This window comes from Chromobacterium sp. ASV23, assembly GCF_016428945.1.
Classification (GTDB): Bacteria; Pseudomonadota; Gammaproteobacteria; order Burkholderiales; family Chromobacteriaceae; genus Chromobacterium; species Chromobacterium sinusclupearum.
Map to the genome: position 1 here is coordinate 1 of NZ_JAELTR010000009.1, position 21,017 is coordinate 21,017.

Below are 21,017 nucleotides of genomic sequence, written 5' to 3' on the forward strand. Positions count from 1 at the left end.
GAGTCTCGTGGGCTCGGAGATGTGTATAAGAGACAGGAGTTCGGCCTGTGCGACAGCAGATGCTGCAGCTCCGCAAGACTTTTCTTGGCTTTGTTTTAATTTGTATCGATTCATGATGCTTCCTTCGTGTTGGTTGCCGTATTTGATAGTGGTATTTCTTATGTTTTCTTACTGGCTTGTTGTTTGAGATTGGCTTGTTGTGGATAAGTGATAGGGAAGTTATGGGGGTGGTTTGGAATGAAGCAGGCTCGGGTAGCCTTGCGGTCGTCCTTGCAGTACATACTTGTTTTTTTTGTAGTTGATAGCGTAAGGGCTGAAGGTCAAGCATATAGTTGCAAATTCAACGCTGTATACAATGACCAAGGTAGTGTCGAGGTGTCTGATCGGAAGCGTCTTATTATATCCTTTTTGAATCGATTCAAGCTCTGCCGGATATATTTCGCTGAGTTCTGATCTTATAGCAACCCGTCTTGCGGCTATTGCGATAGCCATGTTCTCTTTAGGGGTGAGCTTAAGCTGGTCGTATTTATTTTTAGCTTTTACGTCAGAGTCTTCTGTTGATTTAAAAAGAAAACAACCTTGAGGTGCTCCGCTGTTGTTATTCTGGAGCATGTATGGCGCATGGAATTTTTTGTTGTCAAAGTTTCTCTTTATTGGCTTGAAGGTGTAACCTTGAATGGAGTTATATTCTTTCATTGATATGCATCTCCAGATGCGACTATGAGATTTACTCCAACACCCACTCCGCCAACTTCCCCGTCACCTGCGCCATCAACACATTCTCGATATCCCGCGCACCCGCTGCGCTACATTTGGCGAGCACCGCTTTCACGATGGCGGGGTCGAAGTCGAACTGTTTGCCGGTGGCGGTCTTGTAGCGTTCCCGCAGTTTTTCCAGCTTGGCCAGGACGATGCCTTCCAGCGTGGTTTCGTCCAGCGGGCGGTAGGGCACGACGGTCATGCGGGCGAGGAAGGCGGGGCGGAAGGCCTGGAGCAGCACCTTGCGCAGGCGTTCGTTGAAGGCGTCGCTGCCGAGCTGGTCGGTGGGGGTGTCCAGCACCAGTTCGGCGCCGACGTTGCTGGTGGCCAGGATGATGGTGTTGTTGAAGTCCACCGTCAGGCCGGCGCCGTCTTCCATGATTCCCTTGTCGAATACGTTGTAAAAGGCTTCCAGCACGTCCGGGTGGGCTTTCTCGATTTCGTCGAGCAGCACCACGCTGTAGGGCTTGCGCCGCACTGCTTCGGTTAGCACGCCACCCTGGCCGTAGCCAACGTAGCCGGGCGGCGCGCCCTTGAGCTGGCTGACGCTGTGGGCTTCCTGGTATTCCGCCAGGTTGACCACGATCAGATTGCGTTCGCCGCCGTAGAGGGCGTCGGCCAGCGCGTAGGCGGTTTCGGTCTTGCCGACGCCAGTGGGGCCGAGCAGCAGGAACACGCCCACCGGCTTGCCGGGGTCGGTGAGGCCGGCGCGGTAGGCCTGGATGCGTTGGGCGATCTTGCCCAGCGCGGCCGGCTGGCCGATCACGCGCTGGCCCATGCGCTGGGCCAGGGTGCGGATGGCGTAGGCTTCGTCGGCCAGCATCTTGCCCACCGGGATGCCGGTCCAGCCGGCGATGACGGCGGCCACCGCCTTGGAGTCCACATGCTCCGGCACCAGCGGGTCGTCCTGGCGCAGCGCGTCCAGGCCGGCTTCCAGCCGCGCCAGTTGCGCCGCCAGCCGCGTGGCCGGCACGGCGTCGTCGCCGTCTTCGGCTTCGTCTTCTTCGAGCAGCAGCAGCGGCGGTTCGCCGGCGGGCAGCGCGGCTTGCAGCTGTTGCAGCTGTTGGCGGACGCGCAGGATTTCGCGCACCGCGTTCAGCTCGTCCTGCCAGCGCGCGCTCAGCTCGCGCATGGCGGCGGCGTGTTCGGCGCGGTCGCGGCGCAGCGCGGCGATGCGGGCGGCGTGGTCCAGGCCGGTGGCCTGTTCGTTCAGCAGCCGCTCCAGTTCTTCGTCCAGCATGGCCTGACGGTGGCGCAGGTTTTCCAGCTGCGGCGGCTGGTCGTGCTGGGCCAGCGCCACGCGGGCGCAGGCGGTGTCCAGCACGCTGATGGCCTTGTCCGGCAGCTGGCGGCCGGAGATGTAGCGGTGGGACAGTTTGACCGCGTCGTGGATGGCGGCGTCCAGGATGCGCACGCCGTGGTGCTGTTCCAGCCGGGCGGCGACGCCGCGCAGCATGGCCACGGCGCTGTCTTCGTCCGGCTCTTCCACTTGCACCGGCTGGAAGCGCCGCGCCAGAGCCGGGTCGCGTTCGAAGTATTTCTTGTATTCCTGCCAGGTGGTGGCGGCCACGGTGCGCAGCTCGCCGCGCGCCAGCGCCGGCTTGAGCAGGTTGGCGGCGTCGCTGTGGCCCTCGGCCGCGCCGGCGCCCACCAGGGTGTGGGCTTCGTCGATGAACAGGATGATGGGCCGGGCGGCGGCGCGGACTTCGTCCATCACGCCGTTCAGCCGTTGTTCAAACTCGCCTTTCAGGCCGGCCCCGGCCTGCAGCAGACCCAGGTCCAGCGCCAGCAGGCCCACGCCGGCCAGCGCCGGCGGCACTTCCTCGTGGGCGATGCGCAGCGCCAGGCCTTCCGCCACCGCGGTTTTGCCCACGCCGGGCGCGCCCACCAGGATGGGGTTGTTCTGGCGGCGGCGCAGCAGGATGTCCAGGCATTGGCGAATTTCGCCGTCGCGGCCGACGATGGGGTCGATGCGGCCGGCGCGGGCGTCGGCTACCAGGTCGTGGGTGAAGCGGGCCAGGGCGGAGGCCGGCTCCGCGCCGGAGGCTGGCGCTTGGCGCGCGGCGGCGGCCCAGGCGTCCAGTTGTTCGCTCAGCGGCTGGCGCGGCGCGCGCAGCAGGCAGGGCGCGCCGATCAGCAGCAGGTTGCGCAGCTCGTCCCGCTCCAGCAGGGTGAGCAGCAGCAGGCCGGAGCGGATGCTGGCCTCTTGGCGCAGCGTGGCCAGCAGCAGCGCTTCCTTGAGCCAGGCCACGGTATGGCTGGAGAAGGCCGGGGCGCGGGTTTCGCCGCGCTTGAACTGGTCCAGGCTGCGGCGCAGCTCCGCGCCCAGCTGGTCGGCGCTCAGGCCCAGCTTGGGCAGCAGCGGCGGCAGGTCGCCATCCGGCATGTCCAGCAGCTCCAGCAGCACGTGTTCGATTTCCACGTAATAGTGGCTTTGCTGCAGGCAGCGCTGGGCCGCCTGCTCCAGCGCCTTGCGGCAGCCGGGGTTGAGGCGGGACACCAGTTGCGCCAGTTCCGCGCTCATCGCGCGTCCTCCGCCTGGCGCAGGCGGGTGCGCAGCAGTTTTTCGCCATCGCCGCCGCCCAGCCAGCTGTCCCAGCAGAGGCGGGGGGCGGCGTCGCGGCGCAGCCGCAGCGGGGCGGGCGCGGTCTGCAGGCGCAGCGTCAGCTGGATGTCCAGGTCCGGGCCGAAATAGAACGCCGCCAGCGCGGCCAGGGCGCGGTGGCGTTCCGCCCCGGGCAGGAAGCTGTGATACAGCGCGGCGGACAAGGGGCCGATAATCAGGCGGATGCCGGCGTGCTCGTCCCAGGCGCGGCTGCCGGCCAACGCGCCCTGGCCCAGGCGGGCATTGCGGCCGTTGGGGCCTATGGCGCTGCGGCTGGCGGGCGGAATGTCGCGCCAGCCGCCGGCGAAGGGTTCGGCGGCAAACGGCGCGCCGAAGTGATGGCGCGCCAGCGCGACAAATCCGGCCAGCGAGCGGCGGCGGTCGGCCAACAGGGCGGCGCGCGCCAGCAGCGCGGCGTCCGCCACCGCCTGGCGGCCTTGCAAGCCGGCCGGCAGCAGGCCGCACAGGCTGAGCAGCAAGGGCCGGGCCGGGCTGCTGTGCGGCGCGGCGTAGCCCGGCGCCAGCCGGTAGCGCCGCCGCACGCGGTAGAGCAGGGACAAGAGCCGGTGCTGGAATAGTTGCAGGAAAGCCGCCGGCGCAGGGTCTTTGGCCAGCTTGCGCTGTTGCAGCCACTCCTGGTAAGCGTAAGGCAGGGGGCCGTCCGGCCCGCCCAGGCCGAAGGAGGCCACGCTCAGGGTCAGGCCGTCGCCGTCGTCTTGCAGCGCGTCCAGTTCGCTGGCGGCGAACAGCGGCGCCAGCGGCCCGCGCAAGCGCACCGCCTCGCGCGCCGGATCGGCGCCGCTGCCCAGCGGCGCGGCGTCGGGCCGCAGCCGCTCCAGCAGCATCACCGCCTGGGCGAACTCGAAGCCCTGCGGCTGGCTGAGCAGCCGTTCCGCTACAGAACCAGGCTGGGGCCGGAGGGCGGCTGCCATGATTGGATCTCCTGATGCTGGTGGACGAGGCGGGTGCGGATGAAACGGTTGGCGTGGGCGTACAGGGCGAAGAAATGCGCCAGCACGGCCGCGAACAGCACCGGGCTGGCGCCGGCGAAGCAGGCTGGGTCCAGCTGCAGCGTCAGCAGCAGGCCGTTGCGCCAGCCGCGCCAGGCGTCGGCCCCCACATGATCGACGATGCGTTCGCAGGAGAGCGAGGCCAGCCCTTCTATCTGGCGGCGCGCCGCCGCTTGTTCTCCCTGATTGTGCAGGGCCAGCATTTCGCGCAGCGCCGCCAGCGCCTGCGGCCCTTCGCTCAGCGACAGGTGATTGAGGTTGAGCAGCGAAGCCAGCTTCCATCGCGACGCGCCGTCCAGCGCCGGCTGGGTTTGCGGGCGCGGCGGGCGCAGCAGCCGCGCCTGCCCCACCGGGCCGGGCAGCTCGAACATCAGCGCCGCGCCGGCCGGCAGCTGTTCCGCCAGGTGGCGGTTGGTGCACAGCAGCTCCGCGGTGAGGCTGAGGTCCGAGGGCTGCTGCGGGTCGAAATCGGCATCCACCAGGGTGAGCAGCATGTCGCTGCCGGGCCGCTGGCGATGGATGCTGCTGACCCGGCGCGCATGCCAGTAGCGGCCGGCGTCTTCCCGGCCGTGGGCGCAGGAAAAATACGGCGGGACCACGCGCGCGCCGTCGGCGCTGACGGCGCGCACTTGGCGGATGGAATGGATTTCCACGCTGCGGTCGCGGTGGGCGTCCGCCGTCAACAGGTATTCGCTGCGGCTGCCATCGGGGCGCAGCGGTTCGGACGTGTGCGGAAACAGGTTGACCACCGGCGCGCAGCCCAGCGCGATATCGCCCGGCTGCAGGCCGATGCGCGCAGCGGGCGCGCGGTCGAAGGCGATGATGATTTCCAGCTGCCGCCGCGCTTGGCGCGGCACGGCGAGCGGCAAGTCGAAGAACAGGAATTTTTCCGGGCAGGCGAAGTATTCCGCCAACAGGGCATGCGCGGGGTGGACGCCGTCTTCGTCCGGCAGCAGCGCTTCGTCCGCGGAAAAGCCGCAGGCGCGCGGCCGCGCCCCTGGGCGGACGACAGGAGCCAGTCCCGGCTGGTCCGGCAGGCGGCAGCTGATTTGCAGGCTATGGGCGGAGAGCAGGTCGTACAGCGCGGCGGCGTAAATGGGCGAGCCGGCCAGATGGATGCGCAGCGCGCTCAGCGGCAGCGCGCCCAGCGGTTCCGGCCCCAGTTTTTCCAGCCGCAGAGCCAGCGCGGCGCGGGCCTGGGGCAGGCCGCTGGCGGCCTGGGCTTCGTCCTCGGTCAGCAGCGCGGCGTCCGCGACCGCAAGCGGCCACAGCACGGCGTCGGCGGCGGTGCGGAAGCGCAGCGTGTCGCCGGCGGTGGTGTCGGCGAACAAGGGCGTGCCGCGCGGAATGCGGTAGCCGGCGTCCAGCTTGCCCTTGTCCGGGTCCGGCTCGAAGCGTACGACGGCGCAGGACGGCATCGGCCGCAAGGCGTGCGGGTAGAGCTGCTCCAGCAGCGCGTCGGCCAGTTCCGAGTAGTCGTCGTCCAGGCGGCGCTGCAGACGGGCGCACAGCAGCGCGAAGCCTTCCAGCAGCCTTTCCACTTGCGGGTCCGGGCATTCGGAATCGCCCAGCTGCAAGCGGCGCGCCACCTTGGGATAGCGCAAGGCGAATTCGCCGCCGGCGTGGCGCAGATAGGATAGCTCGTGCTGGTAGTAGTCGAGCAGGCGCGGGTCTAGCGATTCCATCAGTCGGCCTCCTCGCAGGCGGCCAGCCGCGCGCCGGATGGGTTAAGCTCGGCGACAAAGGCCGCCGGCCAGCGCTGGCCGTCTGCATTCAGCAGCCCTTCTATGCGCACGCGCAGCGCATGCGGACGGTCAGCCAGGTCCACGCTGACGGCGGGGGATGCCAGGCGCGGTTCGTAAGCGCGGATGGCCAGGCGGATTTCGCGCGCCAGCCGTTGCCTGTCTTCGGCGCGGGCAGGATGCAGCGCGCTCCAGTCCGCCACGCCGTAGTCGATGACGCTGGGTTCGTTCAAGTACGGCCGGGCCGCGCGGCGGCTGGACAGCAGCCGCTCCAGCTCCGCCCGCACCGATTCTTGCAGCTGGCCGCGGCTGACGCGTAAGCGCGGCTCCGCTTCCAGCGGTTGGCGCGGTTCGGCATCGGCCAGGAGCTCGAACAGGGCGGGGCGGAACTGGGGGGCTGGGCGCATGGATGTGTCTGTTTAGCCTAATGCGTTTTCGACCAAGCCCCAGGAGGCGGCGGATGTTCCTTCTTTTTCGCCGGTATCTTTTTGGGTAGTGATTTCCCACTTGATTTTGGTGAAGTTCAGCGACAAATTTTCCACTGGTTTGCCCCCTGTTCCGCCGCTGACGCTCACGTTGGAAATGATGGCGTTAGTCAGTGTGTAAACGATGTAGGGCAATATCTCCTTGTCAGACTTGGCGGCATTGCGGCCGACAATGATTTTGGCTTCGGGAATATTTTTCCCTTGGCAGCAGTACGAGTTGAGGCTAGGGGTGGATTTATCGGTGAATTTGGTGAGGCTGAACTCGCCCAAATAGGCTTTGCCCGATGTGCGTTCACTGTTTTGCTGATTGGTAACCTGCAAAGCCACGTTATGGCTATAAGAGAGCACTTCGATCTTGTCGGCGTAACCAGTCAGCTTGCACTCGCCCTTGATGTCGCTGCCCAGGTCCAGAATGATGGCGTCCATTGCTTTGCTTTCTCCTTGGAAGGTATCGGTTCAGGCCCGCCGCGCGGCGGGCCTGCTTGGTCGCGTCAGGCGGCCACCGGCGGCGGCAGTTCGGCCACCAGGCGGATGGATGCGGTCAGTTCCTCCAGCTGGAAGTGCGGGCGCAGGAAGACCGTGGCGCGGTAGGTGCCCGGTTTGCCCGGCACCTCGCTGACGTCCACCCGCGCCTCGCGCAGCGGAAACTGGGCCTTCACTTCCTGCGGGGCGTTGTCGTTGACCAGCACGTAGTCGGCTATCCAGTTGTTCAGATAGGTTTCCACGTTGTCGCGGCTCAGGAAGCTGCCGATCTTGTCGCGCATGATCACCTTGATGTAATGGGCGAAGCGCGAGGCGGCCAGCACATACGGCAGCATGGCGGAGATGCGCGAATTGGCATTGGCCTCGTTGGTGTTGTAGAGCTTGGGCTGGTTGGCGGTTTGGCCGCCGAAGAACACTGCGAGATCGGTGTTTTTCTTGTGGCACAGCGCGATGAAGCCCAAGGCGTCCAGCTCTTTCTCGCGGCGGTCGGTGATGGCGATCTCGGTGGGACATTTCAGCGCGATGTCGCCGGCTTCGGTGCCGAAGGTGTGGGCTGGCAGGCCCTCCACCGCGCCGCCGCCTTCCACGCCGCGGATGGCTGCGCACCAGCCATATTGGGCGAAGGCCTGGGTGATGCGCTGGCCCAGCGCATAGGCGGCATTGCCCCACAGGTATTTGCCATGGTCGGTGCCGTCCACGTCCTCAACGTAGTTCATGCCCTCGGTGGGCTGGGTTTCCGGGCCGTAGGGCAGGCGCATCAGCACGCGCGGCAGCACCAGGCTGACGTAGCGGGAGTCCTCGCTGGCGCGGAAGGCGCGCCATTTGATCAGTTCGCTGCTCTCGAACACTTTGGCCAGGTCGCGCGGCACGGCCAGTTCGGTGAAGCTGCCCATGTCGAACAGGCGCGGGCTGGCTGCCGTGATCAGCGGCGCGTGGGCGGCGGCGGCGACGTTGGACAGTTTTTCCAGCAAGGCGATGTCCTGCGGGTGGCGGCCGAATTCGTAATCGCCGATCAGCAAGCTGATGGGGTAGCCGCCGAAGGTGCCGTATTCCTCCTCGTACACTTTCTTGAACAGCGCGCTCTGGTCGAATTCGACTGCTTTTTCCAGGTCGTTGAGCAGCTCGTCCTTGCTGGCGTTGAGTAGGCGCAGCTTGAGCCGGGAGCCGGTTTCCGTATTCATCACCAGGTAGTGCAGGCCGCGCCAGGAGGCTTCCAGTTTCTGCACGTCGGGATGATGCAGGATGTTGTTCAATTGCTTGCTCAGCAGCTGATCGATGATGGCGATGCGGTGATTGATCATCGCCACGGTGTCCTTGTCGATGGCCATGCCTTCGTCCAGCACCTGGGTGGCGAATTCGTTCAGCAGGTCTTTGGCGTATTCCTGCTGCACTTCATCGTGGGCCATGCGGCCTTCCTGGATGATGCGGTCCAACAGCGACAGCGTGGCGGTCTGGGCGCCGCCGGCAGCCTGATTTTGGGTTTCAGCCATGGAGTGTCTCCAGTGTCATTGCGAGATCATGAGGCGCGTCATTCCGCGGCCGGGGTTTCCGGTTCTGGTTCCGGCGCCGGCGCTTCGGCGGCTGGCGCGGCGGAAACCGGCTGCTCCGCCTTGGGGGCGGCCGCCGCGTCAGCCTTGGCGGCGGATGGAGCGGCAGTTTGCGCGGCGCGGATTTTTTGCAGCTCTTCGGTATTGGCCATCACGTCTTGCAGCAGCTTGTCCAGGTCGTCGTTGCCGTCCAGCTTTGTCAGAAGGTCGCGCAGTTTCTGCCGAGCTTCGTAGAGACGGCGCAGCGGTTTGACTTGCTTGACGATGCTGACCGGGTCGAAATCGTCGATATGGCTGAAGTTAAGCTCAACGTTCAGCTTGCTGCCGTCGTCGGACAGCGCGTTGTCCACCTGGGCGGTGACGCGCGGGGCAAGGGACGACATCACCTGGTTGAAGTTGTCGCGGTCAACTTCCACAAAGCGCCGCTCGCCCAGTTTCGGCAGCGGCTTCTCCTGTTTGCCCGCCAAGTCGGCCATGATGCCGACTACCAACGGCAGTTCGCGCTTTTCCAGAGCGTTGCCGATTTCCACGTCATAGGTGATTTGCACGCGCGGCGGACGGATCCTGTCCAGCTTGTGCTGAGTGCTTTCAGCCATGTGTCAGACCTCGCTTGTTATCTGTTCGGATGAAGCCTGTCCCGATGTTGCACATCAAAGACAAATTCATTTTTGTAGACATAGACATTGCTATTTGCATTAATAAATGACTATGGTCTATCAAAATCTATAGAACCAGATTCAAGGCTTTGCAAAAAAATTTTTTGGTCGAGGTGGCGATGTCGTTAGTGGATATAAAAGCAAGCTTCTTGTGTCGCGCGGCCGCAATGTGCCTGCTACTGGCCGGAATGACAGGTGGGTTGTCGGCCTGCGCTGTGTTGGGATGGGGGCCGTCCGTCAAGTTGGACGCGGTGACGCTGGACATGACCCGGCGAGCCAACGACGACACGCCCTTGGCCGTGGATTTTGTCGCGGTGAAGGACCCGGAGCTGTTAAAACTGCTGCAATCGTTGCCTGCAGCCAAGTGGTTCGAGCAAAGAGAGCAGCTGCAGCGCGACTATCCAGAGGGAATGAAGATCTGGAGCCTGGAGCTGGTGCCGGGACAGCATGTCGAGACGGAAGAAGTGCCCATTCATGGCGAGCGAGCGCAGGGTCTGCTGGTCTTTGCGGGATACGCTTCGCCCGGCATGCATAGGCTGAACCTCGGCGAGATCCGAAAAGCCTGGATTCGTTTGGAAGAAAAGGACTTGAGGCTGATCCAGCCGTAATGTTTTTCAAGCGAGGGGAGCGTGGTTTGAAAACAGTGCCGCAGGCGATTTGCTGGTATGAGGGGATGCAGTTGCTGCCGCAGCATTTCCAGTTGCAGGGCTTGCGCGGCGAGGGGGTGGCGGCAGCGCTGGCCGCCGCCGCGCAGCCGCTTTATTGGGGCGTGTTGCGCCTGGAGGTGGACGAAGCGGCGCTGATCGGCGGCGTGGTGAGATTGCTGGAGTTGGAAGCGATTTTGCCCGACGGTTTGCCGGTTCGTTACATCGCAGGCGGCGGGGAGGAGCTTGCTTGCGAGATCGGCGGCGAGGTGGCGGCTGCGGCGGATGGGCGAGTCATGGTGCATCTGGCCTTGCCGCCTATCTGGCGAGGGGGGCGGCTGGATCCGCAGGCCGGACGATACCGCTCGGTCATCGGCGAGGCGGTGCCTGACCTGAGCAGCGGGGAAAATCCGGCCAGCTTGACCTTATGGCAGCCCGATGTGCGATTGCTGACCGAGTCCTCTCTGGCCGACATGGTGAGTTTGCCCTTGCTGTGCGTGGCTCAGCAAGGCGGAGGCTTTGTGCGTGTGCCGTTTGCTCCGCCGTCTCCATGGATTGCCCCGGAGAGCGTTTTGGGGCGCCGCATAGCGGCGCTATGCTCCAAGGCGCGCGAGAAGTGTGTTTTCCTGGGCGGGCGGCTGCGCCAGGCGCGCGAAGCGGGTAATGAAGACGATATCGAGGAGATCAGCCGTTTGCTGACGGCGCTCTGGCAGCGCTTGCCTGAGCTGGAGGCGGCGCAGGGGGCGCGTTGCGCCCATCCTTCCCAGTTTTACGTTCTATTGGCGGGCATGGCGGGAGCGTTGTCGGCCTTGGATCCCGCTGCCGGCGTGCCTGCGTTTCCCCCTTTCAATTATCTGGACTTGCTGGGCTGTTTCGATGCCTTGCACGGGTGGCTCTCGGAAAGGCTGGACCGGATACGCGCCGGGTATCGCAGCTGTGTGTTCAACCGGGACGCTGACGGCTTCTGGATTGAGTTGCCTGAGGCCGCGCGCAATCGCGACAAGCTGGTGATCGGATTGCGCATGCCGGCCGGCGCGGCCGTCTCTGCCGCGCGGCATTGGCTGGAGCAGGCCATTGTGGCGTCCGAGCCTCACATCGCGATGCTCGCCAGGCAACGCATGCGTGGCCTGTCCTTTCGGGCGCTGGACCTTGTGGAGCAAGTCGCTTACAGCGTGGGCGATGATACCCGGCTGTTCATGTTGCTGACTCAGGGCGAATGGTATCTGCAGGATGAGCCTTTGCGCATGACCCAACCGTCCGGCGTGGTCGGCATCGAACCATGGGAGGCTTTGCTGTTTGTGCCCGATGCTGCTGAGCTGGAGGAAGCAAAATGATGGAAGAAAGCACGCTGCCGGCATTCGGCGCCATCACTCAGGCGCCGCTTGCCACGGTGTTTGGCGATGCCTATGCCGAGTGGCTGCAGTTTTACGATGAATTGATGTCTGGCGGTTTTACGGTTGACAGAGTGGTGGAGTCGGCCGCGGAGCAGGCCAGTCTGCTGACCAGGCGCCTGAGCCGCAATGCCAGCGCCAGAGTGGGCGCGGCCGGGCAATCGCAGATCGATGCCGTGCAGTATTTATTCGTCGCGTTGGTGGATGAGCGGCTGTTGTTCCAGGAGTGGCCAGGTCAGGCGGCATGGCAACAGGCTCCGCTGGAACAAAGGCTGTTTGGCACCCGGACGGCTGGCGAGAAGGTGCCTGAGCTGATTGAACGCGTGCTGCGGGAGCGCGATCCGACCACCCGCGATTTGGCCACGGTCTGTCTGCAGTGCCTGATTCTGGGCTTTTATGGCCGTTTGCGCAGCGGGGGCGGGCTGGGTTTGCACGAGGAATGGCGGCGTGAGCTATTTGCTTTTGTGCACCAGCGCGAGGTGGACGCGCGCAGCCTGGACAGGGTGCTGGAACGCGGCAGCGCATTGCCGCCGCAGCGTATTGAAGTGCGCAGAATGCTGCCCGATGGTTTCCGGCTGGGACTGGGCATCGCGGCGCTGGCCGTCGTGGTATTGGCGGCAAGCCACTTGTTCTGGCGAGACATTGAGTTGCGGGTGGAGCCCTTGCTGTACCAGGCCAATATGGAGCGCGGGGTAGGAAAATGAGCATGGCGTCTATTGCATGGCTGGTGTTCTGGATTGCGCTGTTTCTTCTGTTGGCCGCGCTGGGGCTGTGGTGGTTTAGGCGGGAAGCAGACCCGGCGCGGCGCAGTTTTCGCGGAGCCGTGCGCCGTTTTGAACGGGAAATCGGGGCGGATGACCGTTACCAGACGCCATGGGTGCTGGTGCTGGGCGAGCAGGTGCGCGGCGCGGAAAGCCTGGCCGCGGCCTTGCAATTGAAAAGCGATGGAGAGGACAACTGGTTTGGCCGATGGTGGTATGGCAATGATGGCGCGGTGCTGGTGCCCCCCGACGACATGTTCACGCATCCGGAAGGCGCGCTTGCCCCCTTGTCTGCCTGGCGGCGACTGCTGGGCGCTTTGCTGCGCGCGCGGGGGCAAAGGCCGCTGGACGCGCTGATCTGGGTGGTGTCGGCAGACAAATTGTGGAGCGAGAGTTTGTCTGTGAGCGCTGGCTTGGCCGCCAGCCGCAAGTTTGCCGATTTGCAGCAACGTTTGGGCTTGAGCTTGCCTATTTACATCATTGTAAGCGGAACGGAGCAGGTGCCGGGCTTTCTCGACCTGTCCAGGGCGCTGCCACGGGAGGCGCGCGATGCGACGCTGGGCTGGACTTCGCCCTATGCTCCGACAATGGCTTATCAGTCTGAGTGGATAGGGCTGGCGTTGGAGAGTCTGCAGCAAACCGTGAGCGAAGCGGTAGCGGAGATTGGCGCGCTGCAGGGAAGCATTTCGCCGGAGCTGTATCTTCTGCCGCGACGCTTGGCTGCCGCGCGCGCTAATTTGCAAAGTTTGTGCGATCCCGTATTCCGCGGCAATGCGCTTGGAGAAGCCCCATCCTTGCGCGGCATTTATTTTATTGGCGCGCAGGCCATGGCTGAGGAAGGCGCAGAGCCCGCGGCTCCGGTTTTTGCCGGCCGTCTGCTGAGGCGGCGCATTTTGGCGGAGCAAGGTTTGGCACAGCCTGTGCCGCGCATTCTTCGACTGCGCAGGCGCTGGCAGCGTTGGGCTTTGGTCGGCGCTGGGCTGGTGTCCGTGCTGTGGATGGCCGGCATGACCTGGTTTTGGAATGTGGCGACGGAGCGTGTAGAGGTGCTGAGGCAGCAGCGGCAATCTTACCTGCAGGAAAGCGGCGGCGTGGCGGCGCGCCAGGTTGGAGACGCCCAGGCGGTGCAACGCATGGCCTTGCTGTGGCGGGCGCTAGGACAAATCCCGCAACGAAGGTTTGCCACCGTTTTGTTACCAACGTCTTTCTTTTCATCGCTGGATGAGCGGGTTGACCAGTCTTGGCGCGAAGCGTTCGCAGACATCATTTTGAAGCCGACCCAGCTGCGTCTGTTGCGCGATGCCTCAAAAGTGGCGCGCATTGGCGAGAGCGACATGCAGGATGTGGATGAGGATGCCTCTCCCGACAGCTGGCCGGAATATGCGCAGGCCCGTCAATTGGCTGAGGCTGCCAGCAATCTGGAGCGGCAAGTGGGACGCTACAACCGAGCGGTGCAAGATCCGGCGGCGGCGCCGGATGAGGCGGTACCGTTGCTCAACAGTTTATTCGAGCTGAATCTTGTGCCGTTGCCAACGGGTGCCAAAGCCCATCTGGCTGAGGCTTTGGCATCGTCAGATCAGCCTTTGGGCCAACTGGTCAGGCTTAACCAGATCCGTCCGCTCACCTCGGCGCATTTTCAGGATGCGATGCAGACTTGGTATGACCGCCTCTATACCGGCAAGACCTTCTCGCGGACAGCCGATATCGTGGAAGACCGGCTCAAGGATTTGACTAATCGCCGCATCAATTCTGCGCAGCAACTGCGGCAATTGGTGGATGGCATAGACATGCTGCAGCGCCTGACCAATTCAATCAATAGCGCCTGGAGCCGCGCGTCCGGTCGGGAACTGGTGCCTGGTTATGGCGCGATGATGGACAAGGCGGCGCGCAGCAGCCTGATCGGCAGCGATGTGGTAGCGGCTGCCGAGGACGCGGGGCGCCGATCCCGGCAGGCATTTCACCGGCAATGGCTTTCCCAGTCGACGTCCAGCAGCCTGCTGGAGCAGCAGTCATCCGGCAATCTCATTCTGAAGAAACCCTTGTCGCAGTTGCAGATAGCCTTGGAGGCTTTCTTGTCGCGGCCTTCTGGAGACGATGGCAAGCCGTCCAGTTTAACGGGAATGAATGCAGCCCGTTTGGTTGCGGTCATGCGCGATCATGGCGATTACCAGAAGCTGCTGGCGAGTGCCGATTTGCCGTTTGAATATCGAGAAGGGGCGGTAGTGGCGATGAACGCGGTAATGGCTGGCAGGATGCGCTATGAATTGGGACGGCGCGTCGATATGGCCAAGCCTGGCGAGGTTGCCGGGGCCGCTGCCGATTTCGACGCGATGGCACGTCAGATGCCTGCATTGCTGGCGGCCTTCGAGGATTTGGGGCGCTCGGATTTGCGAGATGAGGTGGTGGCGGAAATGGACCGCCGGGCGCTTGCCTCCTTGCGTGGCGCCAGCTTGTTGTTGCAATCGTCCGAGGCCTACAGGCCGCAGCGAGGAGGGTTCGATTGGTGGGATGGTGCGCGCAATGCCGGTGCCAAAGCGTTTCGCGCGGCGAACGAAGGCGAGCTGAAACAGTATCTTGCCGGCCAGATTGATTGGCTGGGCGGCATTGTGCAGGCCCAGGCATCCAGCCTGTCTTGGCTGGCTCCGCGTAAAGAAGCCTTGCCTGTTGGCGACCAGGCTCTGATAGAGCGTTGGCAGAAAACCGATGCGGAGTTGCGCCGCTATCGCGAAAAGGCTGTCGATAGCGCGCCGGCTTTGCTGGAGGCGCTGATCAGCCGCGAGTTGAATGATATGGATGTGGGCAACTGTCGGCGCGTTTTGGACCAGGCTGCCTTGCCTGTCGCTGGCAATCTGTTCGCGGATCGGGCCCAGGCTTTGGTGAAAATGGCCGGCAGCCGTTGCGATGCCTTGCGTGGGAAAGTCGGCGCGGCGGCTTATCAGCGCTTGGCCGCGTATTTCAATCAGTATCTGGCGAATCGTTTTCCCTTCTCCGCGAATGCCGGCGCGGAGGATGCCGCACCGGAGCGGGTTGCAGAGTTTCTGAAACTGTTGGACGACAATGTCGAACTTGCAAGCGGCGGCTTGCGCGATCTGAAATCTGACCGGGTATTGGCGGCCAGACGCTTCTTGGAACAAGCCCGTGATGCCCGATCTTGGCTTGCCCCGTTGTTCGCGCGGGATAACAGTGGCGCCTGGCAAGGCGTGGACTTGGACTTGCGTTGGCGTACCGATCGCGAACGGGAGCGCGCCGCGGATCAGGTCATCGAATGGACATGGAGCGCGGGCGGACAAAGGACTTCTTATCCGGCCAGCACTACTTCAAGGGTGCATTGGGTTGTGGGCCAGCCCGTGACGCTGACGCTGCGTTGGGCCAAGGATTCCGCTCAGGCCCCTGCCGATGACGCAAGTCAGCGAGGCTTAAGCGTGTTCGACCGCATTGCCAGCTGGAGCTATGACGGCCAATGGGCACTGCTGCGCTTGATGAGGGATAACCAGGCGCCGTCAAACCTAGCTGGCCGCAATGGCGATTGGGCCCTGATGTTGAACCTGCCTGTTCGTAATGCAGACGGCGCTGGATTAAGCCATGCTCGCATGTTTTTAAGGCTGGCGTTGGCGAACCCCGCGAAAGGAAATGTAGCAGTGGGGACCTTGCCATATCTTGCGCCCCCATCGCCGTATCGAAGCGATGAGCGTGCTGCAGGCAGCATCAACGTAGCAGATAGCAAGGGGAAGAATGATGGCAGAAGGGATTGAGGCGCTAACGCATCCTGAAATGAAAGCCCGATTGATTGCCTTGCTGCAGCCGATCCAGGACAGCAATCCTTGCGGCGAGCCGGTGCGCTATAGCCCTGAATACGACCAGCTCCGCGAATTGCGACGCGAAGATGACCCCACCCTGCCTGCTGGAGTATGGGAAAGCGATCTGAAGAAAGCCGATTGGATTGGCGTGGAGAAATTGGCGCAAGAAGTGTTGACCGGGAGAAGCAAGGACTTGATGGTGGCAGCCTGGCTGGGCGAGTCGTGGCTGCATCTGCTAGGCCTTTCCGGATTGGAGGCGGCGTTGACCTTGGTGCTGCATTATTGCGAGAGCTATTGGGACGATCTGCATCCGCAGCCACGCGACGGGGATATGTCTTTTCGCGCCGGGCCGCTTGAGTGGCTGGCGAAATGCTACGCCAGCACAGTGGAAATGAGAATGCCTTTGCTGGCTTCGAGCGGAGGGGATCATGCGCTGACCTTGGCTCATTGGCGCGACTTGAAACGTAGGCTAGGGAAGGGCGAGACGGCAGATGAAATGGCCAAGGCCAGGCAGGAGATGCGATTGCTTGAAGAAAGAGTGCGCTCTCAGCCAGGCAGCGTGGGCAAGGATGATCTGGATGCCTTGGCCGGAAGTCGCAGCGCCTTGCAACGCCTGGAGGAGTGGTGCGAGCATGCCATGGCGGAGGAAACGCCTTCGTTTGGCGCCTTGTGGCTCGCATTGGATCAGTTGGCGCACGCGTTGAATGAGCTCGCCGCCATGTGCCCAGACGATGGCCAGCGTGAGCAACCGGCGCCATCCGCTGCGGCTCAAGTCGACAAGCCGTCCGCCCATTCAGTCGAAATTGATGTGGCGATGCCCGCTGTTGCAAGAGATCCTGCCAGCCGTGAAGAGGCTTATCGGCAGCTACGGCGAATCGCCGATTATCTGGCGCGTACCGAACCGCACAGTCCAGTGCCCTATTTGATTCAGCGCGCAGTGGAATGGGGCGACAAGCCTTTGCGTGAACTCCTGGCAGAACTATTGGATAGCGACGCCGAGTCTCGCAGGCTGTGGTCTTTGCTGGGTGTGTTGCCCTAGTGCAATGATGATCCCGTTTTGGGACCTATCATCGATTCGATTCCTTCCTCTTCCACTTCTTTCAGGAAAAGATCGAATGCGTCTTGGTCGGACTCAAACTCGCCGTCGAAGATTGTGGAATTGTTGTACTCGTCCACAATTTCGAGCGTCCATCCCGTGTCAGGCAGGCGGTAGATACACACTTCTACGGTCTTGCCCTCGGAGGTGTATTTCTGTTGCAAGGGGGATTCGATCAAGTCATTTTCGTCGTACATAGTCGGACCTGCTCATGGTTTAGGCATGGCTTGGATGGTAGCATTGGTACGCTTCAACGGGGGGCGCGCCAGCTTCTGGGCCGCTTGGGCGCGTGACTTAAAGACTATCCTGGCAGGTTGGCAGGTGCAGCGTGTTATCCTTCAAGAAAGCGACATGAAATCAATTTTCACCTGTACTTTAGTGTAGGTTTGTCCGATTTGTGGCAGGGCTAGCTTGTTGACGCACGCGTAACATCATAAAATTCTTATCCTCTTTTAGTTCAATGACATACCCTCGCCATGAGGGTATTTTTATTTGGGACTCGGATGGATTTGAACGCACTGCTGGCCAGTTTCGCCTCCGCTTTTGGCCAAGATCGACGGGTATTGACTTTGCGGCTGGGCACCGGGCAGATCGCCGCCGAGCAGCTGCTGCCGCTGAGCCTGCAGGCCGAAGAAGGTCTGTCCCAACCTTACCGCTATACGCTGACCTGCTTGTCGCCGGACACCCATATCGAACTGAAGTCGCTGCTGGGCCAGCCGGCGCGCATCGGCATCGAGGATGCGGCGGGCGGCGAGTCCATCCGTTGCGGCGTGGTGAGCGAGGCCAGGCTGGCCGGTGCGGATGGCGGCTTCGCCAAGTACGAGCTGACGATCGAACCGCCGTTCGCGCTGCTGCGCCACCGCCGCACATCGCTCGTGTTCCAGGACATCACGGTGCCGGACATCATCCAGCAGATCCTCTCCGAACATCAGCAGAGCAACCCGGCCTTCGCTCGCGTGCAGACGCTGTCCATCCAGGTGCAGCCGGCCCGGCCGCGCAGCTACTGCCTGCAATATCGCGAGAGCGATTACGAATTCATCGTCCGGCTGCTGCACGAAGAAGGCTACGCCTGGCGTTTCCTCCATCAAGACGACGATGGCCCACAGGTACAGCTGGCGGTGTTTGACGATCCGCATAGCCTGCCGGCTGCCCCCTTGAGCCGCGTGCGTTTCCACCGCGCCGACGCCACCGAAGACGAAGACGGCCTGACCGAATGGCAAGCCACCCGCCAGATCGTGCCCAGCAGCGTGGCGCTGGCCAGCTACGACTACAAACCGGTCGCCACCCAGCACAGCGAAGACGGCAGCCGCATCGAACAAGGCCAAGCCGGCCAGGCGCTGCAAAGCAGCCTCACGCAATACGACGCGCCGGGCCTGTATTACGCCGGCGACGATGAACAGCTGGGCCGCTACGCCCAGCTGCGCCAGCAGGCGCATGACCTGCAGGCCAAGTCCTTCCGCGCCAGCGGCACCGTGCGCGGCTTGCAGCCGGGCGAATGGTTCCGCCTGGACGACCATCCGGCGCACGAAACAGACAGCCCGCAACACCGCGAATTCGTGGTCACCGGCCAAAGCTTCCAGGTGCGCAACAACCTGCCCAAGGATCTGGCCCAGCACGTTGGCGCCCCCAGCGACGCCGCGCCGTTCACCACCTCGCTGCAGACCCAGCGCCGCGGCATTCCGTTGACGCCGGCCTATGCCGGCACCGCGCTGGCCAAACCCAAATCGCGCGGCGTGCAGACCGCCACCGTGGTCGGCCCGGCCGAACCGAGCGACCAAGTGGCCGACGAGATCTACACCGACGCCCAAGGCCGCATCAAGGTGCAGTTCCACTGGCAACGGCCAGAGGAACACGCCCAATTCGGCGCCAATCTCGACGATAAATCTTCATGCTGGCTGCGCGTGGCCATGCCCAGCGCCGGTGCCGGTTTCGGCCACCAGTTCATCCCGCGCATCGGCCAGGAAGTGCTGGTCGACTTCATCGAAGGCGACATCGACCGACCGCTGGTCACCGGCGTGTTCTACAACGGCAGCCACCCGACACCCGACTTCAGCGGCGCCGGCGCGCTGCCCGCCAACAAAACGCTGTCCGGGATCAAATCCAAGGAACACCAGGGCGGCGGCTACAACGAACTGCTGTTCGATGACACGCCGGGCGAAGTCCGCGCCAAACTCAGCTCCGAATCCGGCAAGACTCAGCTCAACCAAGGCTTCCTCACCCACCCGCGCAGCAACGGCAAAGCCCAGCCGCGCGGAGAAGGCTTCGAACTCAGAACCGACCAGCACGGCGCCATCCGCGCCGCCCACGGCCTGCTGCTGTCCACCGAAGCGCAAAACGGCGCCGGCGGCAAACAGCTGGCGCGCGAGCATGCGCAAAGCCAGTTGCAGTCCGCCGTCGCGCTGAGCCAGGCGCTGGCGGAAACCGCCACCGGCCAGCTTGCCGACACCATGGAAACGGGTCCTGAAGAGATCTGCCCGGACAACGCCAAGGGCAGCAAGCAGCCTGATGGCCATCTGATGCATCATCTGGATGCCCTCAAGGCGTGGGAAGCCGGCAGCAATACCGACAAGGACGGCAAGACGGCCAAGGAGCAACCAGGCCAGCAACCATTGATCGTCCTTTCGGGGCCCGCCGGCATCGCCAGCGTTACCGAGCAAAGCCAAACCCTCAGCGCCGAGCAGAATCTCAACCTGGTGGCCCAGCGTGATGCCAACCATACCACCGGCCGACGCTGGATTCACAACGTGGGCAAGAGCATCAGCCTGTTCGTGGCCGGGGTGAAAGACAAGGTGGCGATTAAGCTGATTGCCGCTAAGGGCAAGGTGCAGATCCAGGCGCAGAGCGATGCGATGGAGATTACGGCGGACAAGGATGTGACCATCACCTCCTGCAAGGATCGGATTGAGGTCAAGGCCCAGAAGGAAATCCTGCTGACGGCCGGCGGCGCTTATTTCCGGATTGCCGATGGCAATATTGAAGTGCATGCGCCCGGCACCGTCAGCGTGAAAGGCGCGAGCCATGACCTGTCCGGCCCGGCCAGCCTGAACGCCCCGATGCCGGAGCTGAAGGTCAAAATGTGCGAGATGCGCGCCCGGGCGGCAGCCGCTGGCGGCGACGCCGTTGTCCCGGCAGCGTAAGGTCTAGGGGAGAGCGCAATGCATCAACAAAACTGGCAACCGCTGTCTGGCGCATTTCTGACTCAAGGCCAATTGGTTCCATTCAATTTTGCCATTGCCTCTGCGGAGCAAAGGGCTGAACTACCTGATGACTGGCCGTGGACCTTGCTTACGCCCAGAGGCTTCGAAGACAACGAAGGGCTGATGCCTTCCTTGTTGAATCTATCGGCGCTCAAGCCCGATGACCGAAGCGCCTTGTTCACCCAACTGGAAAACGCCCAGCAAGACGATGAACCAGCGCCGCTCAGCGCGCTCTTGTCGGCAGCCGTCGCCCCGGCCGCTATGGCGCGCCATCTATGTCAGGCCCAGGTGTTGCTCCATCAAGGGCAGAAATCTTGGCTGAGAATTTTTGATGGCAGAGTCTGGTCGCAACTGCCGCGCGTACTCAATGCCCCGACCATGATCGGTTTGTATGGCCCGGTCAGCCTATGGGCAAGTAATCTGTATGGCCGCTGGGCCTTGATGACGCCCCCGGCGTCCAACTCAAGCCAGCACACCGCGCCAACCATGGATTGGGAGAGGCTGCTGAGAGTCGGCGCAGTGAATCGCGCATTCGCGCAAACAGGTTGCCTGGACTGGGAAAGCGCCATGAACCGTTCGGCGCGAGTGGATAGCCTGGTTCAACGGGCGCAACACTTGTACCAGCTGGGCCGGCTTGAGGACCAAGTGGCCTTTGCCTGTTATGGCATTCGTTACGGCGATCAGTTTGATTCACACCCGTTGGTCCAGCGCGAGATCGCCGGCTGGATGGCGCAAAGCCCGGAAGAGCGTGAAGACAGCACGGTGGTGGATTGCCTTGCGTTGCTCACAGACGAGCAGTGGGCCGTCATCCAAGCTTCCGCTATTGAATAACGCCTACCCAAAC

At 63.2% G+C, this 21,017-nt stretch carries 16 protein-coding genes; 7 read left to right on the forward strand and 9 right to left on the reverse strand.

The genetic code is table 11. The annotated features are described in order from the left end of the window. Window positions 1–219: 219 nt before the first annotated feature. From JHD59_RS06035 to tssB, 8 genes are all read right to left on the reverse strand, one after another. Window positions 220–696: a hypothetical protein gene (locus JHD59_RS06035; RefSeq protein WP_199153568.1), complete on the reverse strand. Its 477-nt coding sequence runs from the start codon at window positions 694–696 to the stop codon at window positions 220–222. Window positions 697–727: 31 nt separating this feature from the next. Further along, window positions 728–3,283 (reverse strand): type VI secretion system ATPase TssH, encoded by a 2,556-nt coding sequence (gene tssH, locus JHD59_RS06040; RefSeq protein ID WP_199153569.1) that lies wholly within the window; start codon window positions 3,281–3,283, stop codon window positions 728–730. Then, window positions 3,280–4,296: a type VI secretion system baseplate subunit TssG gene (gene tssG, locus JHD59_RS06045; protein WP_199153570.1), complete on the reverse strand. Its 1,017-nt coding sequence runs from the start codon at window positions 4,294–4,296 to the stop codon at window positions 3,280–3,282. The genes tssH and tssG overlap by 4 nt, the downstream gene beginning before the upstream one ends. After that, the gene (tssF, locus tag JHD59_RS06050; protein WP_199153571.1) at window positions 4,260–6,059 is read right to left on the reverse strand and encodes a type VI secretion system baseplate subunit TssF; all 1,800 of its coding nucleotides are present in this window, start codon (window positions 6,057–6,059) and stop codon (window positions 4,260–4,262) included. The genes tssG and tssF overlap by 37 nt, the downstream gene beginning before the upstream one ends. Next, window positions 6,059–6,523: a type VI secretion system baseplate subunit TssE gene (gene tssE / locus JHD59_RS06055; RefSeq protein ID WP_199153572.1), complete on the reverse strand. Its 465-nt coding sequence runs from the start codon at window positions 6,521–6,523 to the stop codon at window positions 6,059–6,061. Before tssE ends, tssF begins: the two co-directional genes overlap by 1 nt. A 12-nt stretch (window positions 6,524–6,535) precedes the next feature. After that, window positions 6,536–7,027, reverse strand: a complete 492-nt coding sequence (locus tag JHD59_RS06060; protein ID WP_199153573.1) for a type VI secretion system tube protein TssD — start codon at window positions 7,025–7,027, stop codon at window positions 6,536–6,538. Between the two features lie 65 nt (window positions 7,028–7,092). Continuing rightward, a complete protein-coding gene (gene tssC, locus JHD59_RS06065) occupies window positions 7,093–8,574 on the reverse strand; it encodes a type VI secretion system contractile sheath large subunit (protein WP_199153574.1) in 1,482 nt (493 codons plus the stop codon). A gap of 38 nt (window positions 8,575–8,612) precedes the next feature. Next, window positions 8,613–9,227, reverse strand: a complete 615-nt coding sequence (gene tssB / locus JHD59_RS06070) for a type VI secretion system contractile sheath small subunit (RefSeq protein ID WP_199153575.1) — start codon at window positions 9,225–9,227, stop codon at window positions 8,613–8,615. A 275-nt stretch (window positions 9,228–9,502) separates the two neighbouring features. Here tssB and JHD59_RS06075 point away from each other — a divergent pair, with 275 nt between their 5' ends. The 5 genes from JHD59_RS06075 to tssA are packed head-to-tail and all read left to right on the forward strand — an operon-like array spanning window position 9,503 to window position 16,919. After that, window positions 9,503–9,895: a hypothetical protein gene (locus JHD59_RS06075; RefSeq protein WP_199153576.1), complete on the forward strand. Its 393-nt coding sequence runs from the start codon at window positions 9,503–9,505 to the stop codon at window positions 9,893–9,895. A 35-nt stretch (window positions 9,896–9,930) separates the two neighbouring features. After that, on the forward strand, window positions 9,931–11,265 hold the full coding sequence (tssK, locus tag JHD59_RS06080) for a type VI secretion system baseplate subunit TssK (protein ID WP_368671536.1): 1,335 nt from the start codon (window positions 9,931–9,933) through the stop codon (window positions 11,263–11,265). Further along, window positions 11,262–12,026: a DotU/TssL family secretion system protein gene (locus JHD59_RS06085; RefSeq protein WP_199153578.1), complete on the forward strand. Its 765-nt coding sequence runs from the start codon at window positions 11,262–11,264 to the stop codon at window positions 12,024–12,026. Before tssK ends, JHD59_RS06085 begins: the two co-directional genes overlap by 4 nt. A 2-nt stretch (window positions 12,027–12,028) precedes the next feature. Continuing rightward, window positions 12,029–15,835 carry a type VI secretion protein IcmF/TssM N-terminal domain-containing protein gene (locus JHD59_RS06090; protein WP_199153579.1) on the forward strand — a complete coding sequence of 1,269 codons (3,807 nt, stop codon included), beginning with the start codon at window positions 12,029–12,031 and terminating at the stop codon, window positions 15,833–15,835. Beyond that, the gene (gene tssA / locus JHD59_RS06095; RefSeq protein ID WP_199153580.1) at window positions 15,819–16,919 is read left to right on the forward strand and encodes a type VI secretion system protein TssA; all 1,101 of its coding nucleotides are present in this window, start codon (window positions 15,819–15,821) and stop codon (window positions 16,917–16,919) included. The genes JHD59_RS06090 and tssA overlap by 17 nt, the downstream gene beginning before the upstream one ends. Here the strand turns inward: tssA and JHD59_RS06100 are convergent. Beyond that, complete coding sequence (locus tag JHD59_RS06100) at window positions 16,916–17,173, reverse strand: hypothetical protein (RefSeq protein ID WP_199153581.1); 258 nt, start codon at window positions 17,171–17,173, stop codon at window positions 16,916–16,918. The genes tssA and JHD59_RS06100 overlap by 4 nt on opposite strands. Before the next feature lie 306 nt (window positions 17,174–17,479). On the opposite strand from JHD59_RS06100, the gene JHD59_RS06105 reads away from it, so the two are divergent. Beyond that, entirely contained in the window at window positions 17,480–20,113 is a 2,634-nt protein-coding gene (locus JHD59_RS06105; RefSeq protein ID WP_199153582.1) for a type VI secretion system Vgr family protein, read from the forward strand. 18 nt (window positions 20,114–20,131) lie between these two features. After that, window positions 20,132–21,004, forward strand: a complete 873-nt coding sequence (locus JHD59_RS06110; RefSeq protein WP_199153583.1) for a hypothetical protein — start codon at window positions 20,132–20,134, stop codon at window positions 21,002–21,004. The last annotated feature ends 13 nt before the right edge of the window (window positions 21,005–21,017 follow it).

What these genes read in the sequence shown, in the direction of transcription:
- JHD59_RS06035 (WP_199153568.1), bottom strand. Translation starts at nt 696, where the DNA reads ATGAAAGAATATAACTCCATTCAAGGTTACACCTTCAAGCCAATAAAG.
- tssH (WP_199153569.1), bottom strand. Translation starts at nt 3,283, where the DNA reads ATGAGCGCGGAACTGGCGCAACTGGTGTCCCGCCTCAACCCCGGCTGC.
- tssG (WP_199153570.1), bottom strand. Translation starts at nt 4,296, where the DNA reads ATGGCAGCCGCCCTCCGGCCCCAGCCTGGTTCTGTAGCGGAACGGCTG.
- tssF (WP_199153571.1), bottom strand. Translation starts at nt 6,059, where the DNA reads ATGGAATCGCTAGACCCGCGCCTGCTCGACTACTACCAGCACGAGCTA.
- tssE (WP_199153572.1), bottom strand. Translation starts at nt 6,523, where the DNA reads ATGCGCCCAGCCCCCCAGTTCCGCCCCGCCCTGTTCGAGCTCCTGGCC.
- JHD59_RS06060 (WP_199153573.1), bottom strand. Translation starts at nt 7,027, where the DNA reads ATGGACGCCATCATTCTGGACCTGGGCAGCGACATCAAGGGCGAGTGC.
- tssC (WP_199153574.1), bottom strand. Translation starts at nt 8,574, where the DNA reads ATGGCTGAAACCCAAAATCAGGCTGCCGGCGGCGCCCAGACCGCCACG.
- tssB (WP_199153575.1), bottom strand. Translation starts at nt 9,227, where the DNA reads ATGGCTGAAAGCACTCAGCACAAGCTGGACAGGATCCGTCCGCCGCGC.
- JHD59_RS06085 (WP_199153578.1), top strand. Translation starts at nt 11,262, where the DNA reads ATGATGGAAGAAAGCACGCTGCCGGCATTCGGCGCCATCACTCAGGCG.
- JHD59_RS06090 (WP_199153579.1), top strand. Translation starts at nt 12,029, where the DNA reads ATGGCGTCTATTGCATGGCTGGTGTTCTGGATTGCGCTGTTTCTTCTG.
- tssA (WP_199153580.1), top strand. Translation starts at nt 15,819, where the DNA reads ATGGCAGAAGGGATTGAGGCGCTAACGCATCCTGAAATGAAAGCCCGA.
- JHD59_RS06100 (WP_199153581.1), bottom strand. Translation starts at nt 17,173, where the DNA reads ATGTACGACGAAAATGACTTGATCGAATCCCCCTTGCAACAGAAATAC.
- JHD59_RS06105 (WP_199153582.1), top strand. Translation starts at nt 17,480, where the DNA reads ATGGATTTGAACGCACTGCTGGCCAGTTTCGCCTCCGCTTTTGGCCAA.
- JHD59_RS06110 (WP_199153583.1), top strand. Translation starts at nt 20,132, where the DNA reads ATGCATCAACAAAACTGGCAACCGCTGTCTGGCGCATTTCTGACTCAA.